Source organism: Aureispira anguillae (assembly GCF_026000115.1).
Lineage (GTDB): Bacteria > Bacteroidota > Bacteroidia > Chitinophagales > Saprospiraceae > Aureispira > Aureispira anguillae.
The window spans coordinates 4,620,180-4,636,244 of record NZ_AP026867.1 but is presented as its reverse complement, the minus strand read 5'-3'; the positions used below and the strand labels follow the sequence as shown (position 1 = coordinate 4,636,244).

General features: G+C 34.6%; 11 protein-coding genes. 7 read left to right on the top strand and 4 right to left on the bottom strand.

Annotation, left to right across the window (positions count from 1 at the left end; translation table 11 throughout):
- Window positions 1–100 precede the first annotated feature (100 nt).
- The gene (locus AsAng_RS18270; RefSeq protein ID WP_264788535.1) at window positions 101–2,095 is read right to left on the bottom strand and encodes a histidine kinase; all 1,995 of its coding nucleotides are present in this window, start codon (window positions 2,093–2,095) and stop codon (window positions 101–103) included.
- A gap of 22 nt (window positions 2,096–2,117) precedes the next feature.
- Window positions 2,118–2,864: a LytR/AlgR family response regulator transcription factor gene (locus AsAng_RS18265; protein WP_264788534.1), complete on the bottom strand. Its 747-nt coding sequence runs from the start codon at window positions 2,862–2,864 to the stop codon at window positions 2,118–2,120.
- A gap of 718 nt (window positions 2,865–3,582) precedes the next feature.
- On the opposite strand from AsAng_RS18265, the gene AsAng_RS18260 reads away from it, so the two are divergent.
- The 3 genes from AsAng_RS18260 to AsAng_RS18250 all read left to right on the top strand — a co-directional run bounded on the left by AsAng_RS18260 (window position 3,583) and on the right by AsAng_RS18250 (window position 7,120).
- On the top strand, window positions 3,583–5,325 hold the full coding sequence (locus tag AsAng_RS18260; RefSeq protein WP_264788533.1) for a hypothetical protein: 1,743 nt from the start codon (window positions 3,583–3,585) through the stop codon (window positions 5,323–5,325).
- A 258-nt stretch (window positions 5,326–5,583) separates the two neighbouring features.
- A complete protein-coding gene (locus AsAng_RS18255) occupies window positions 5,584–5,925 on the top strand; it encodes a hypothetical protein (RefSeq protein WP_264788532.1) in 342 nt (113 codons plus the stop codon).
- Window positions 5,926–6,142: 217 nt separating this feature from the next.
- Complete coding sequence (locus AsAng_RS18250) at window positions 6,143–7,120, top strand: pyruvate dehydrogenase complex E1 component subunit beta (protein WP_407655339.1); 978 nt, start codon at window positions 6,143–6,145, stop codon at window positions 7,118–7,120.
- 83 nt (window positions 7,121–7,203) lie between these two features.
- Here AsAng_RS18250 and AsAng_RS18245 read toward each other — a convergent pair whose 3' ends face one another.
- Window positions 7,204–10,164 carry a putative LPS assembly protein LptD gene (locus AsAng_RS18245; RefSeq protein ID WP_264788529.1) on the bottom strand — a complete coding sequence of 987 codons (2,961 nt, stop codon included), beginning with the start codon at window positions 10,162–10,164 and terminating at the stop codon, window positions 7,204–7,206.
- A gap of 344 nt (window positions 10,165–10,508) precedes the next feature.
- Here AsAng_RS18245 and AsAng_RS18240 point away from each other — a divergent pair, with 344 nt between their 5' ends.
- The 3 genes from AsAng_RS18240 to AsAng_RS18230 all read left to right on the top strand — a co-directional run bounded on the left by AsAng_RS18240 (window position 10,509) and on the right by AsAng_RS18230 (window position 14,310).
- Window positions 10,509–11,846 (top strand): N-acetylmuramoyl-L-alanine amidase family protein, encoded by a 1,338-nt coding sequence (locus tag AsAng_RS18240; RefSeq protein WP_264788528.1) that lies wholly within the window; start codon window positions 10,509–10,511, stop codon window positions 11,844–11,846.
- Between the two features lie 313 nt (window positions 11,847–12,159).
- Entirely contained in the window at window positions 12,160–13,173 is a 1,014-nt protein-coding gene (locus tag AsAng_RS18235) for an MlaD family protein (protein WP_264788527.1), read from the top strand.
- An 87-nt stretch (window positions 13,174–13,260) separates the two neighbouring features.
- Window positions 13,261–14,310: an MlaD family protein gene (locus tag AsAng_RS18230; protein ID WP_264788526.1), complete on the top strand. Its 1,050-nt coding sequence runs from the start codon at window positions 13,261–13,263 to the stop codon at window positions 14,308–14,310.
- Between the two features lie 74 nt (window positions 14,311–14,384).
- On the opposite strand, the gene AsAng_RS18225 is transcribed toward AsAng_RS18230, so the two are convergent.
- On the bottom strand, window positions 14,385–14,966 hold the full coding sequence (locus AsAng_RS18225) for a carboxypeptidase-like regulatory domain-containing protein (RefSeq protein ID WP_264788525.1): 582 nt from the start codon (window positions 14,964–14,966) through the stop codon (window positions 14,385–14,387).
- A gap of 202 nt (window positions 14,967–15,168) precedes the next feature.
- On the opposite strand from AsAng_RS18225, the gene AsAng_RS18220 reads away from it, so the two are divergent.
- A complete protein-coding gene (locus tag AsAng_RS18220) occupies window positions 15,169–15,834 on the top strand; it encodes an HD domain-containing protein (protein WP_264788524.1) in 666 nt (221 codons plus the stop codon).
- Window positions 15,835–16,065: the final 231 nt, after the last annotated feature.

The following is a 16,065-nucleotide window of genomic DNA, read 5'->3' as shown; positions in this document are numbered from 1 at the left end:
ATTATAAAAATTAATTGCCTTGATATCCCCTTGTTCAGCAAGCTTATATTCCCAACATGCTCACACAATTACTGTTCCATTGTTATCTTGGTTTAGTGGCTTATTCAGCAAGTGAAAAATACAAGGTCACTCGTGTTCCAAGAGCTTGTTCTCCATCAATCAAATCTTCTGTTTCTACTCGAATTTTTTTCTTCATAGTTTGATTTAAAAATTGAATCCTATCTTGAATAGCTCCTGTTGCAAAACCTGTGTGGAAGTGCTGTCTTTTTTCTTTTATTTCCTTTGCTTTTTCTTGTCCAATACCATTGTCTTCAATTAGACAAACTAAAAAATTATCCACAATTTTAAATTCAACCAAGAGTTTTTTGGATCCTCTTTTATGAAAGAGCCCATGTTTGATAGCATTCTCAATATAAGGCTGGATAAACATAGCTGGTAGGTGTATATTGGTTTGTTGGTCAGGAGGTATTGGGCAGTTAAATACTGTGGTCAGCTCTTTGCCAAAACGCAATTTTTCAAGATCTAGGTAGAGTTGGAGGGTTTTTATTTCTTTGTCTAAAGTAATAAATTGCTTTTGAGAAGAGAGTAATATTTTTCGAATTAAGGCACTGTACTTCCCAAAGTAAATAATAGCATTTTTAGTATCCTTCATTAAGATTAAATCTTGGATAGAATTTAGAGCATTAAATAAAAAATGAGGATTCATTTGGGCTTGTAACGCTTTCAAATTCAACAGAGCAACTTCATTTTGTTTTTGAGCTTCTAGTTTTTCATAGGCTTGATTCAAGGCTACTTTTTGTTGCCTAATAATGGTTAGACGAGAGGCAATATACAAGAGCAAAACAGTAATGAGTATAGAAAAAAGCGTAATTCTCATAAAATATTGTTTGCTTTTTAGTGCTTTTTCCATGGAGAGCAAGAGTTCTTTTTGAGCAAGTTCTTTTTCAAGTTTATGTTTATTGGTTTCATATTTTGTTTCTAAAGAGGCAACTAAGGTGGAATTTTTTTCTTTGCGCAAACTGTCGACCATTTCAAACTGCATTTTCATCAATTTTAAGGCTTCTTTATAATCCTCCTTGGCTTCAAAATAATTTCTCTTCACCTGCAAAAAGTTGACCCAAATATGAGGTGCTTGAATCTTGGGCATGATGGAGTCTAGTTGTGGTATAATGCTATTTAAGGCCTTGGTGTCTTTTCTCTTAATATAGATCTTTCCTAGGTAAGTCAAGGTTTCACTCAAACCTATTATATGGTTCATTTTTTTTACAGTAGCCAAAGCTTTGTTGTGAAAATCAATGGCTGTTAAAGTATCTTTCTTTTTGAGGTAAGTATGGCCAACAATATTATAAGTCATGTAGAGAGCTCTAATGTTTCTGGTTTTTTCTTTAAATTCAATGGCTTTTAGACCATGGATTAAAGCACTATCCAATTGTTGTTGCTTAAAATAAAAAAGAGCTAAATTATTGTGGACACTACCAAAACAATAGGGAATTCTATGAGGTTTTAATTGATCACAAATGTCAAAACATTTTTTATTGTATTTAATGGATTCTGCATACATTTTTTGACTAAAAAAAAGGCTGTTTAGACCAAAATAACAGGCTGCTAAAACTTCTGGAAGTTGGTGCTCCTCAGCAATTTTTAAGGCCTCTAAGTATTTTCGTGTTGCTTCTGGAATGTTGCCTTTGCTTTCCAAAAGTTTTGCATGTTGGGTGAGTAAAGCTAAATAGTTTAGGGGATTGATTGTTTGAGTTAAGTAACTCCTTGCTTGCTCAATAACAGAAAGCGCTGAATCTAGTGTATGGCTATGGGCAAGGTATCGGCTATACTCTATATGAAAGCCAATGAGGCGGTTGCAATCTTGGATTTGGTCTGCTAGTTGGATGCCTTCTTGGATGTAGAAAAAGTATTTTTTGACATTCGTTTTGGCAGTGAGATGCGTTAGTTTTTTTAAGAGTTCTAATCTAAGACTGTCATTGTTTGTTTGTGCTAAGGATTGTTCTAAGGAATCTATTAATTGATCTTGAGCAATAGAATGATTGGGGTGGAGGATTAGGACGAAACAAAACCAACCTAATAATGTGGGGATACGCATAAGTAGAAAAGTTAGGGGATTTTTAAAGGTTTAAATTGGAAATATATGCTTCAAACATTTTCTTTTTTTCTCTAGCTATCTTTGTTATTTTACCATTACTAAGTGTTAAGTACCCTTCTCTTTTTGAATACTTTTGAATGTAATTGATGTTGACAATAGAGGAGCGATGAATTTTATAAAATTGCAACTGATTTTTCACCAGTTTTTCAAAAAACTTGATGTTTTTACTGATTAAAATGGCTTTGGTATCTTTTTGCCAAACCTTGGTATATGCGCCATTGGCTTCTATGAGAGCAATTTTTTTAGTTTCAACAAAGATTAAACCATCAGCAACAGGTAGGGCAATGTTGTGAATGATATTCTCTGATAAATTAAATTTTAGCGTTTGAAGTCGTTTATACATAGTAGTAAACTCAATTTTTTGGCGTAGTTTTTTTATAGCCAATTCTAATTTTTCTAATTGAATGGGTTTCAATAAGTAGTCAATTGCAGACATCTCAAAAGCTTGAATAGCATATTCGCTATGTCCTGTCGCAAAAATCACTTCAAAATTAATTTTTTTAAAAAAAGACAACAAGTCCAAGCCAGAATATTGAGGCATTTCAATATCACAAAAAACAGCATCAGGCTGTAGTTGATTAATTTTAATAACTGCTTCAGGAATGTTAGAACAAATAGCAACAATTTCTATGTCTGGGAAAAACATAGAAATCAAGTTTTTTAAAATGCGTTGCCCTTGCTCTTCATCATCAATAATAATTGTTTTCATTTGGTACATTTGGGAATGTAAATTTAATGTATAGGTGATCTCGACTCTGCTGTAAAATCATATTTAACACACCATTAAAAAAATGTCTTTAAAGCAGAATCAAAAATTTAGTTCAATTCTATAAGTATTGTCTTTTTGCGGTTTAATTAAAAAAACACTAGAGGTCAAAATGACGATTCGTCAATTCAAATCAACCATTCATATACTTCCTATTGCCTCAAGTTGATGGTTTATTTACTTTTGAATTATATGATATAAAAACAATAAAAGTGAACTGGCTTTGAAGGAAAAACGTCATCCAATGATAATTCTTTTAGGGGAAGTAATTTCCCAATTACTGCTTTAAAAGAGGTTATGTATACTTTTTTAGGACACCATTGGAATGAAATATTCTATCTAGGAATGAGGTAGAAAGCTTGTTTGATGTCTCTTGTAGAGATACCAATTATAGTATCAGAATGGTAAACTCAAATCAATAATCATTAATATAACATAAGTAAGTGTTCACAGTAAATAATAAGTTTATATAGCAGTGCTATCACAAGAACTTTTCTCACGACCAGCAGGAGTAATTTTCAACATGAGCTAAGGAACTGTGCTGCCTTGTGCTAGTAGCGCACCACGCAGTAGCACCGAAGGTAAAAGCAATGCATTTAAGCTCAAAATGTTTACTTGAACTTATTGTGAACAATTACTTATAAACAAAACCAATGTAATTATGGTTAACAAAATTAACAGCAATTGGCTATTTGGAAGTAAGGCAGGACTAAACTTTTCCAATGGAGCACCTATGGCTCTTCCTAATTTATCTGGTATGGATACCAATGAAGGTTGTGCTTCAGTTTCAGACAAAAATGGAAATTTAATTTTTTATACAGATGGCGTATCCATATGGGAAGGTGTCAATCATACGCAAATTTATACTGGATTAAAAGGGAATTCATCCTCAACACAGTCCTCGATAATTGTTCCAGACCCAAGCCACCCAAACAGATATTATGTTCTGACTACTGATGGGGAAACCACGCATACAGGTACAACGCACACAAACAATCATTTTGATGGCATTCACATAGATGTTAGTGACCCAGATCCTCAAAATTGGGCAGCAACTATCCAATGGATCAACACTATATTGCCAACAATTCCCAATACAGAAGATTTTTCACCAACAGAAAGAATTACTGCAATCCAACACAAAAACTGCACTGATTTTTGGATTATTACTGTGATTCAAAAGGGGCGTAAAGACAACAATTGGGAGGGACTTGGATTTTTCAGAGTTTTTAGTATTGATCAAAATGGTATAAAGCATGAAAATGATTATGACATGCAATTCAAAGCTACTGAATACGCTTATTTAAAGGGGAGTCCTGATGGTACAAAAATAGCTTTTACAAATAGCAGAAGCCATAAAAAGCATAGTGTAAAGACGGCAGTTGAAGTATTTAATTTTGATAATCAAACTGGCAACATTGATATAAGTAGTAGAAGAACCTTTGCCAAACCATCATCTCCTAATGAAGAGTATGGTGGAAGAATTTATGGTTTAGAATTTTCTCCAAACAGTAGCTTCTTATATTTTGGGAATCTTAATAAATCAGCAGGGGTCATCTATAGAATAGATTTTAATACAAGCTCCAATCCAGTCAGCATGGTTGTTTCCAATAAAGAAATCAACAACACTAAGAGTAATTACTGTCGTGTGGGAGCCTTGCAGTTGGGACCAGATGGATTAATCTATTGTGCTCTTCCTGAACAGAATTTTTTAGCAGCTATTCTAAATCCTAATGATACCAATATTGTATTTCAAAGAGAATATGTTTCGCTCCACTCTGATAGTATTTGTAAAATGGGTTTGCCCAATTTAATTCCAAATCCTTGTCCTGATGATAATTGTAATTGTAATAATGGATGTACTGGTTGCAATGAGAATGCTGCAATTCAAAATGAGGAATTAATGGCACGGGCAGAATCAAAAACCAATACAGAATCATCTACTAATAATGATCAAAATTGCCGTGTCAGCCCTTTTTCTGTTCCTTCTAATGGCAGTAATGAGGCTATGCCAAATGGCAGTAATCTTGAACCATGTTTCTATTTTCATTGGGGAGATGGGGCAAAGGATCAAATAGAAAACCATGATACAGAGGTTTTTTACATTACTGTGTGTAATAATTACAATGATTTATTATTTAGAGGTTTAAAGATTACAAAAGTTAGTTTAAACCCTGAACTTCCAATAGAGAGTGCACAGATTGTCCCCGATCGATTTATTTACATGGATTGTCTTGAACCCTCTTCTTGTCAGACAAGAGAATTTGCAATAATTACCAGAGATATGAGTATAGCAGGTAACTATACTATTGATATTGAATATTGCTATGATGAACTGGTTGTTGTTTCGTCTAATGCCAACAAAGGAACGGCATCTTTTCCCCTAGAAATAACAGAGGATTAAGTCAATCAAGCTTCTCTAGAATATACAAAATAGCAAGTGGGGCAATATGCTCCACTTGTACAAAATTTATATAGGATCAACTCGAATTCCAATCAAATAGTACTTATGGCCCAAGCAGCCTAGTTCACGTTATTCATTAGTTGAAAATGCTAAAAAAGGTCAGTACAAGAAGACTCCCCCATAAGAATTTATTTATCAGCCAATATTTTCGGATATTGGCATTTATTTTTTAACAACTTTTGACAAACACTAAAAAACATGGAAACAGTTAAAACTATTGTAATGGTCTTATGGATAAGTTTATTTAGTACAGCAATCTTTGCACAATTTGATAAGACTGCTTGCCAAGAGATTTTATCCACTTATACCAAAAGCAATAAAGAATTTGCAAAAATGAATGTTGCTACTTTAGATTTTGAGAGACATCATCAAAAATTTGATATTGGTTGGTTAGAAGACTTTAAATTTAATTTTATGGCAGAGGTTTTAGATATTACTTACAAAACATCTGCGGGGACATTTCATGTGTACATACCTTATGCTGAAATTCTAAAAATTAATACAAGTGCTACAGCAGTGGATTTAATTATAAAGGACTAAAAAAAATCGATGGTTTAGGTGCGATTCTAAGAATAATAATAGGCTTGTATTTTAGTTTAAAAATAGAATGAAGAGAAAAAAATAAAGCATAAAATTGTAGAATCCACATAGGCTTTGTAATTTCGACCTTTAAGAGGCTATATGAACTAATTATTAAGGTTAGAAATCCTCTAGAAACTACTAAAAAGAACTACTTACAAAAACATAGATTATGGCAATGAGAAAAATTCGCATGCGTGAAGCCTTGAAAGAGGCAATGTCAGAAGAAATGCGTAGAGATGAGAACGTATTTTTGATGGGTGAAGAAGTAGCTGAATATAATGGTGCTTACAAAGTTAGCCAAGGTATGTTGGATGAATTTGGAGCAAAACGTGTTATTGATACGCCTATTGCAGAGTTAGGATTTGCAGCAATTGGTGTTGGTGCAGCGATGGGAGGTGTGCGTCCAATTGTAGAATTCATGACTTGGAATTTTGCTGTATTAGCATTTGATCAAATTGTCAATCATGCAGCAAAAGTAAACTCAATGTCCGCAGGACAATTTAAATGCCCAATTGTATTTAGAGGAGGAACAGGATCTGCTGGACAACTAGCACAACAGCACTCTCAGACTTTTGAGAGTTGGATGGCTAATGTTCCTGGTTTGAAAGTGATTTCTATTTCGAATCCTTATGATGCCAAAGGTTTATTAAAATCTGCAATTAGAGATGAAGATCCTGTTTGTTTTATGGAGTCAGAGGTAATGTATTCTGATATGGGAGAAGTTCCAGAAGAAGAGTATTTGATCCCAATCGGAAAAGCAGACATCAAGAGAGAAGGAACCGATGTAACCATTACCGCTTTTAATAAAATGGTAAAAGTTGCTTTGGCTGCTGCTGAAGAACTAGCTAAAGAAGGAATTTCTGTAGAAGTAATTGATTTGCGTACCATTCGACCATTGGATGAGGCTACCATTATCAAGTCTGTTCAAAAGACCAATCGTCTAATTACCTTGGATGAATCATGGCCTTTTGCTGGGGTTTCTTCAGAGATTGCTTACCGTGCACAAAAGCATGCCTTTGATTATTTGGATGCTCCCGTTACTCGTCTAAATAGTTTGGACGTTAGCATGTGTTATGCGCCAACTTTGGTAGATGCATTTTTGCCAAATCCTGAGAAAGTAATCAAAGCAGTAAAAGAGGTGCTTTATCGTTAATAGGATACAGAAACTATAGTTATAAGAGAAGGGGTTTTCGCTAGCGAAAACCCCTTCTCTTATTTTATCTAGGCTCAATTTTATTAGAATACCTCATAAAATTCTCGTTTCACAGGAACCTCCAAAAATCCTAGAGAGCCTGGTTTTACTCGAATAAAGAAATTCCATGTTTGACGTTCAGGCTGCCAACTTAGCCCCATTTGCCAACAATGCAAATCTCTGGAGAAGGTAAAATCGGGGAAGGTGATGCGCTCATCTTTAAAACTATAACCAATATTTCCGATGCGAATCGCCCAACCTTTAGAAAGGTTGATAGAGCCAGAAAAAGAAAGTTGATTAGCCGTCACTAAAGTGCTGTCTACTCCATCAATATAGCGATTTTGGACAATTAAATTGTAGCCAATGTTAATATTTCGAATCAGGTCAAATTGCTTTTTATTCTTATCTTCTTTGACCCCCTTTTTTCGAAATAGGTTTCTAAGGTCTTTAGAATTTATCCCTGTCGAGGCATTAAAGGACATAGAGGTGACTCGGACTAATCGTTTTCCTTGACTAAAATTGAACTCAAAGGTGTTGAGCCTACTGTTGTTTTCTGGATTGGCTGCATAGGGATCAAAGGTTGCCGAAAATCGAACATTGATTTTTTTGAATAGGGTTGTGGAGGTATTAAAATTGATGGGAGATAGGTGCAACGAATCTGCGGCAATGTTATAATTGCCACTAATAGTTGCCGTTGGGATGAGCACAATTTTTTTGTACGCTTCTTTTATCGTACTATCTCTTTTTCCTTTTTTTACCTTTGCTTCAAATCTACTACCTAGGGAGTAGGTCAATAAGGCCGTTTTGCCTGAAGGTGGCGAAAATGCAAAATAATTATAACGGCGCAGTTGATCTGGATAGCGTGTATCGTATTGTACCGAATCGTAAAAATAATCGTAAGCATTTTCATAACTAGGTGTCCAACTAAAACCAATATTGGGCGAAAATACAGCTCGAACCTGTTTTAGGGCTCCTATATTGAAGTTGCCCGTGGCATAAATTTGCGTATTGATGTTAACGCCTGAACTAAAACGATGGGTGGTATAAAAGCCATATTCTTTGTATTTCTCTATGGTTCCAAAGGAAGTCGTATCGCTGGGATTCTCTGGATTGACAACAGGGGTAGGGTCCAAATATTGACGATTGCGGTAGAAAAACCATTGCTGGGTATAATTAACGCTAGGTTGGACATTAATCACTTTGAACAACTTAAACGAGAAATTCAAGCGAGGGCTATGGGTGACACTATAGTTCATGTTTTGGATGGCTTCCTCTAAACCACCTACTTTAAAAATAGCGGTATCTGTTGTTGTGATGGTATTGCTTGCATTTAGCCCATAACTAAAACCAATTCGCTCATACCAACGTTGCTTACCAGATACATTTTTGCGTTTGAATGGAAATACCTGATTCATATTCAATCCTAATTGAGGAAAGGTAATGGTCATGGCATGTGTCTTGGTATTTTGACTGTGTGACAATCGTGCAGATAGCGAAAATGGTGTACCCAAAAAGCGCTTATTATAAGATACATTAGAATTGAAGGTGGTCGCTAATACACTATTGGCATCATTAAAGGTGTTCTTATAATAATCAGAAGTACCAAAATTAATCGTAGCAGAAAAGCTTTGGCTAGGATGTGCTTGTGGTGCTTGTGTATGCGTCCATTTTAGATTAAAACTCTGTTCTAAGTTATAATCAGGAGTTCCTTTTTCATCTACTTGCAATCGGGTGTATCCCAATTCAACACTTCCCTTTCCTTTGTAGCGGATGTTGTATTGAGACTGAGCTCTTGCCCGAAGCGAACCTCGCATATAAAAATCTCCTGTCACTTTTAGATCCCAATATTCACTTAAACCTAAATAAAAACCAATTTCTCGAATCCCTGGTCCTAATCTAGGTGAAAAATCTAAATCCATACTTAAAATTAGCCCTGAGCGCTTGTTTTTGGTAATCGGAAAAAAGCCAAAAGGCAGTAAAATAGGAGTAGGGGAGCCCATTATTTCTAGAAAAGAGGGACCGACCACGATTAGCTTGCCTGGGATAATTTTTGCTTTGGAAGCTCGAATGCCAAAATGTGGATGTCCAGCATCACAAGTGGTATAAAGACAACCTTGACTGTATAATATATTTTGAGAATTGTCGGTTGTGCTATCTCCACCTTGGCTGATAAATTTAGTAGCATTGGAAACCAAATACCCATCTCCTTGCTGAGTAGATGCATCATAAACTTTTCCTTTCTTTGTTTTAAAATTGAACTCTATCCTTCGACAGGTAAATTTTTGTGTTTTATCATCAAAGAAAGGGCATTGAATTTCATTTCCAGCACTGTCTAACAAGCAAGTGGCTGTTGCAACATTGGTGATAAAATCAAATTCAATATATCCTGCTTTTAAATTATATTGTTCATAAAATACCTCTGCATTGTTATATAAGTAAACCTTGCGCTCGGCTAGGTCATAAATCATAGAGTCGGCAGATTCGTACTGAACGGGCAAATCCAGAGAATCTGTTGAATATTGGATGGTTCTTTCCATTGATTCGTTTATGGCAGCGTCCCCATTTAAGGAGTCTGTTATCATCGAATCAGAAGCAACGAGCAACTGGGTAGAATCTTGGATTAGACTATCGGTATGCATTAAGTTAGCTATACTATCCAATCCTATTGTGTCAGATTTTACAAGAGTTATAATAGAGGGCTGGGTAGAATCTGAAACAGGGGAATCAGCAACCACAGAACTGCTATCTACCAATGGATTGGAAGTAGTAATTGCTGTAGAATCCAATTGTATAAATGGATCAACAGTAGTGTTCAATACAGTATCTATTGGATTTAGTTTTCCTTTCTTTGCTTGTTTTTTTGCTTGCTTTTGAGCTATTCGCTTGGTCTTACGGGCTTGTCGAGCTTGCCGAGTATTATAGGGAAAGCCACAACTTGAACAAAAAATTGAACAAATAGTGAAAAAGCAAAAAAGTTTGTAATATTTTTGTAGTATCAATGCCACCTGTGGTTAAATTAAGAAGTTGTAGTCCCAATATTATTTATCAACTTCAGAGAAAGACAAAAGTACAATTATTCAGTTTTATTCTAAAGAATAAAGGATTTAAAGGCTTAAATTTCTTTAATTGATTCATTCTTTGGAGAGCAAGAAAGATATTTTTGATAAATTTTTACGGCTTTATCTTTTTCTTTAACTCAATCTTTGACCGTTTTTAACGCTCTTTAAGTTATAACTCGCAAAATGGCATCAACCTATAAGGTTAATTGATAACAACATTTTCAAATTCCTATTAGTCGAACATTAAGACAAAACAGCAGCTAGTGTTTGGCTTGTAATATCAAAACATTGTGGAAAAATCAATTATCGTTGCCATTGTACTATTGGTTTGCTTACCCTTTTTTTCCGAAACAGCATTTTATAAACCTAAGGAGTCAACTATAAAATTTACGATCGTAATTGATGCAGGGCATGGGGGCAAGGACAGTGGTGCTTTGGGAACGAATGCAAAGGAAAAAGATATCGCATTAAAATTGGCGTTAAGATTGGGGCATTATATCAATCAGTATATGCCTAATGTGCGAGTTTTGTATACTAGAACAACGGATCAATTTATTCCTTTGCATCAACGAATTGCAATGGCTAATACTAATAATGCAGATCTTTTCTTTTCAATTCACTGCAATTCTATGTTGACCCCTACCAATTCAGTTGGAGGGACAGAAACGTATGTTATGGGCTTGCACCGTGCTACCGAAAATCTAAATGTTGCTAAACGAGAAAACAAGGCCATTTTATTAGAGCAAGACTATACCACTAACTATGAAGGTTATGACCCCAATTCGTCAGAAGGGCATATTATGTTGAGTATGTATCAAAATGCTTATTTGTCTCAGAGTTTGTTGTTAGCAGGAAAAGTAGAACAGCAATTTCAGCACACCGCCAAACGAAAAAGTAGGGGCGTAAAACAAGCTGGTTTTTTGGTTTTAAGAGCAGCAACAATGCCCTCTGTGTTGGTTGAAGCTGGTTTTTTGTCCAATACCTTGGAAGAAAACTATCTGAATTCTGAAAAAGGACAAGTTTATATTGCTTCGGCAATGTACCGTGCTTTAAAGGAATATAAAAGAGATGTTGAGAGCAAAACAAACTATAACTATCAGGTTGTAGAAGGTCGTTCCGCTTCAAGTGTTTCAACGCAAACCATACCACCATCTAAAAAGATTACCAATTCGACGCATTCATTTGTTCCCAAAAGTATACCAAGAAGGGCTACAACCAATAGTTATTCCATCAACAATCCCAACGATAGAATCGTCTATTCTCCAGCACAAAAAACGAAAGAACCAGAAGTTAAAGTTATGCCATCAATAGAGCAAATGTATCCTACAACCTTGCAGGGGGCAAGCAACAATAAAAAACATTCGATAGACAATACCTCCACTGTTTTTAGGATACAATTGGCTGCTTCAACTCAAAAATCAAGTGTCAATACAGGAGTTTGGACAAAAATCAAAGGGGTTGAATGTGTAAAAGTAGGAGCATCCTATAAATATTTGGTTGGAAAACACGCCTCTTTTTCAACGGCCATTGAGCGTCAGAATTATTGGCGAAAAAATGGATTTAAAGACGCATTTGTTGTCGCATTTAAAAATGGGCAAAAAATTTCTATTACTGAAGCAAAAAGATAAGTGATAATCCTCGTCTTTTAGATGCTAGCAGATCATAAAAAGTGTATCGTATTTAGGGGACAGTGATCTAGGGGAAAGGACTAAATTCCACAACTCTGTTCAAATGCTTCATTTATTCAAAAGAATTTATTTACTTTGATATTGCTGCTATTTTCAGTAATTCTTGTTTTTAGTTTTATTGAATTGATCGCCAGTATTTTATTGTGGTAAATAGTACAGATGTTGTAATATAAATTGGTTTGGTGCAAAATTTGATGCCAACAGAAAGGCTTAGTGCTACATCAATCTTATTTTTTATTTAAAAAATATCATCTTGAATATATCAAAAGAAGCAAAAGTGGGTTTTATAGGACTTGTCGTCTTATTTTCTACTCTTTTTCTATTTAATTACTTAAATAGAAAAAATGTCTTTTCTACGAACTTAATTATTATAGCTGAGTTTGATGATATTGAATTTCTAAAAAAAGGAAATTTGGTGTTAATAAAGGGGAGGGAATATGGGCGAGTTGCTGCTATTTATAAAAAAGAAGGAAGGTTATTGGTTGATATGGACATTGACCCATCTACTCAAATACCACCCAATGCTAAAGCAGTTATATCAGAGGCTTCTCTTTTGGGGGGAAGAACCGTATCCATTGTTTATGAAGGAGCCTGTACCAATAATTGCTTACAATCAGGAGCTATTATTCCAGGTGAAATTAGTAATATGGCAACACAGGTTGCGGCGGTTGCAGAACCTATTCTAAAATCTTTTGGCAAAATTGCAGATACGTTGATGGGACCCAATGGCATGGAGGCGATGTTAGCTAAGGCTTATGCTTCTGCTGCTGGATTGGCAAAAACAACCAAAGGTTTTGAGGGCAAGATGAGAGGAATGAATAGAACATTGCCGAGTACCATTAAAAATTTTAAAGAATTAACAGCAAGCCTCTTGAAAGATGGAACGATGGAGACCATGGCGAATTCTTCTGAAAGTAATGAAATGGCTTTAGCGCTGGATTCGTTGGTGAATAATTTGTCTTCTTTGTCTCAAGATGATATTGATGCCATGACAAAAATTCTTTATACGTTGAATGAGCAGGCAAAAACATTTCCTGAGAAAGTAAATCAAGGAAAAGCAATGCTCAAAAAGGCTGATAAAGGATTGGATAAACTAAGTCAAAAGATTGCGCCTTATCAAGAAGGGGCTTCTGGAACAATTCCTAAGTTGCTTTATGATGCAGATTATAAGGATAGCTTGAATCATAAAATTCAAAATGTTGCTCAAAAAATTCGTGATATTAGAGAACATCCAGAAGAAAACGTAACACTAAGGAAAAAGAAATAATTCATACAGAATCATTAGTTCGGTGATTTTTAAACAAAAAACAAAATATTACCAAGCTATTAATTATAAAATTAAAACATAAAGAACGTGCGTAACGAAGTTAAAATTGGTATTTTAGGTCTAGTTACTATTGTCCTATTATTTTGGGGATACAACTTTTTGCAAGGAAAGAATGTCTTTTCTTCAGATATCGTTGCCAATGCAGAATTTTCGGCTGTTGATGGTCTTAATATTGCTGCACCTGTAACAATTAATGGATATAAAGTAGGAGCAGTAACGAATATTCTACCATCAGAAGATTATTCAAAAGTAATTGTAGAAATGAATATCTTAAATGGTACTAAAGTGCCTAAAGATGCTAAGGCTGTATTGGTGCAACCTTCTTTGATGGGAGGTAAGGAAATCGCATTGAGATTTGTTGGTAATTGTGGAGATAATTGCATCGAATCGGGGGCTACCCTAAATGGAGATGTGTCTGGTATGATTGATGGAATCATGGCTGTAGCAGATCCTTATATGGGAAAAATCGATACCATTTTAGGAGCTGTCTCAAAGTTGTCGGCTGATGATAATAAACAATTAGGACAAACTTTTAAAGAGTTACAAGCTGTTGTGGCTAATGTAAAAGTATTGACAGATTTGGTCAATAATTTACTAGTGAGTTCATCGGTTAATATTTCGGTGGCTTTGGCAAATCTTAAAGATATTACAGGGAATATTAAAGACAGTAATGGTGAAATTACAGGAATGCTCCAAAATATCAATACCATTACCAAACAGGTAAAAGATGCAGATTTAGAAGCTACTATTGCTTCTGCTAAAGATGCTTTAGACAATATTAATGAAGTTGTCAATGGATTAGAAGGAACCTTAGGCAAAGCCAATACCATGATTGATAACATCGGGAAAATCACAGATTTTGAAAACCAAAATGGTTTGGTTGCTGCTTTATTTAACGACAAAAATTTTAAAGGTGATATTGATGAAGTGGTTGATAACTTAAATCGCTTGCTTCAAGATATTCGAATTCACCCTGAGCGTTACAAAACAGTTCTGAGTGGTAAATACAAACCTTATAAAGATCCCTCTGCTGACCCTAAATTAAAAGATGGGAAAGATCCTAAAGAAATTAAATAAAAAAGCGACAACGCTTTTCTTTTATTGCAATGGATTATTGGTCTTGTACCAATAATCCATTGTTTTTTTTACAATTATCGAGGGACAAAAGCACTGGTTTTTTCTAATGCTTTTAAACTTTCATAATGGTGGGTAGCTCGATTATTTTCTATGGGAGAGGAGGGACTTTTTGGGGGAGCGATTCGAATTTCTGGACCATTATAGACATCTTTTATGATTTGGATTTCATTTCGGAAATTCTGATAGGTCGTTTTATGTTCTGCTAAATCTACTTGGATGGGAGCACGATAGACTTTATAAACTTTGTCGCCTAAATTTAGATTGGTATTCTGAGATTGTTCCATTAATCCCAAATCTAATTGAATGCTAGCAGTAGTTGCAATTACAATTTTGGTCATCTCCAATTGGCAATAACCTTCTTGAATAACCCAAATAGAGTAACTGCCAGCGGGTAAGTTCCCAAACCAGTAATTGCCCACATGATCGGTTTTTGTTTTTCGGTAGTATTTGTGATTTCTTTTTAGAACTAACTTCGCATTATAAAGAGTAGATTTATTAACTTCACTAAAGACCTTACCTGTAATAAAACTAGATTGCCCTGTACATGGAATTATACCAACCAGTAAACAGCAGCTTATTAATATAGATATAAACATAACGTTATTGTTTTTTTGATGGAAGGAGGTATGTGAATGATACTTATGGTGTTAAATCTTGTTTTGTTAATAAGTAATTACGCATAATCAATTCTACGTAGTTACTTAAGTATACGGGAGAAGGGAAGATTATGTTTGTGCCTTTATCTATGAAATAAGCAGCTCAGTCGAATTGTATAGTATAACCTCATAAAGAATAAAAATGGTAGAAATAGTACTAAAAGATAGCCCCAGTAAAGGTGAGCGTAAGTATCTTCAAGCACGATTTATCAATTTGTGCCAAAAACTAGGTCTTGCTTTACCCAAAGCAAAAATATATTATGAAGAGTTGTCCCAATTGTATAATGATCCTAATCGTTATTATCATAATTTAGTTCACCTATTCAATTTTTTAAAATTACTAGATCAACATGTCGAGGAAATAGATCAGGTAGCATTGTTTGAGATGGCGATATGGTATCATGATGCCATTTATGATGCAAAAAAGAAAGATAACGAATTGCAATCTGCCTTATTGGTGCAGCAACTATTTAGAGAATATTTAAAAGATGACGAACTGGCATATATTAATAAGTTAATTATGAGTACAGCTGGTCATTATCCCAAATCAGAAGAGCAAGATGTTTATTTTTTCTTAGATTTTGATTTAGCCATTTTAGCAACGGATCATAAGAACTATCAATTCTATAGCGAAGCAATTTGGAAAGAGTATAAAAAATTCTATCCCAAACTCTTGTACAAAATGGGGAGAAAAAAGGTTTTAAAGGGCTTTTTAAGGCGTGAAAAAATATACTTTTCCCAGCTTTTTTTTGAAAAATATGAGAAAAAAGCACGCCAAAATATCCAACTAGAACTGAACGGTAAATAATAAAATTACGTTAATGAAGATATATTTTTAATTAAAATCTGGATTTAAAATGTATCTTACAATATAATCCTGCGTTAAGAGTTAAATAAATAATACTATATTTTTGTTCGATCAACCCTATCTGAGGTATATGTGAATGTTTTCTCTATACTTTAAGGTTTCAGAAGCTTATCATTAATGTAATAATAGTTATACGTATCGTATAATACAGTTCCAAGCAAAACTACAAAT

Excerpts from the sequence above, each read along its gene's own strand:
- AsAng_RS18225 (WP_264788525.1), bottom strand. The coding sequence starts at position 14,966 with ATGTTTATATCTATATTAATAAGCTGCTGTTTACTGGTTGGTATAATT.
- AsAng_RS18260 (WP_264788533.1), top strand. The coding sequence starts at position 3,583 with ATGGTTAACAAAATTAACAGCAATTGGCTATTTGGAAGTAAGGCAGGA.
- AsAng_RS18250 (WP_407655339.1), top strand. The coding sequence starts at position 6,143 with ATGAGAAAAATTCGCATGCGTGAAGCCTTGAAAGAGGCAATGTCAGAA.
- AsAng_RS18220 (WP_264788524.1), top strand. The coding sequence starts at position 15,169 with ATGGTAGAAATAGTACTAAAAGATAGCCCCAGTAAAGGTGAGCGTAAG.
- AsAng_RS18255 (WP_264788532.1), top strand. The coding sequence starts at position 5,584 with ATGGAAACAGTTAAAACTATTGTAATGGTCTTATGGATAAGTTTATTT.
- AsAng_RS18270 (WP_264788535.1), bottom strand. The coding sequence starts at position 2,095 with ATGCGTATCCCCACATTATTAGGTTGGTTTTGTTTCGTCCTAATCCTC.
- AsAng_RS18265 (WP_264788534.1), bottom strand. The coding sequence starts at position 2,864 with ATGAAAACAATTATTATTGATGATGAAGAGCAAGGGCAACGCATTTTA.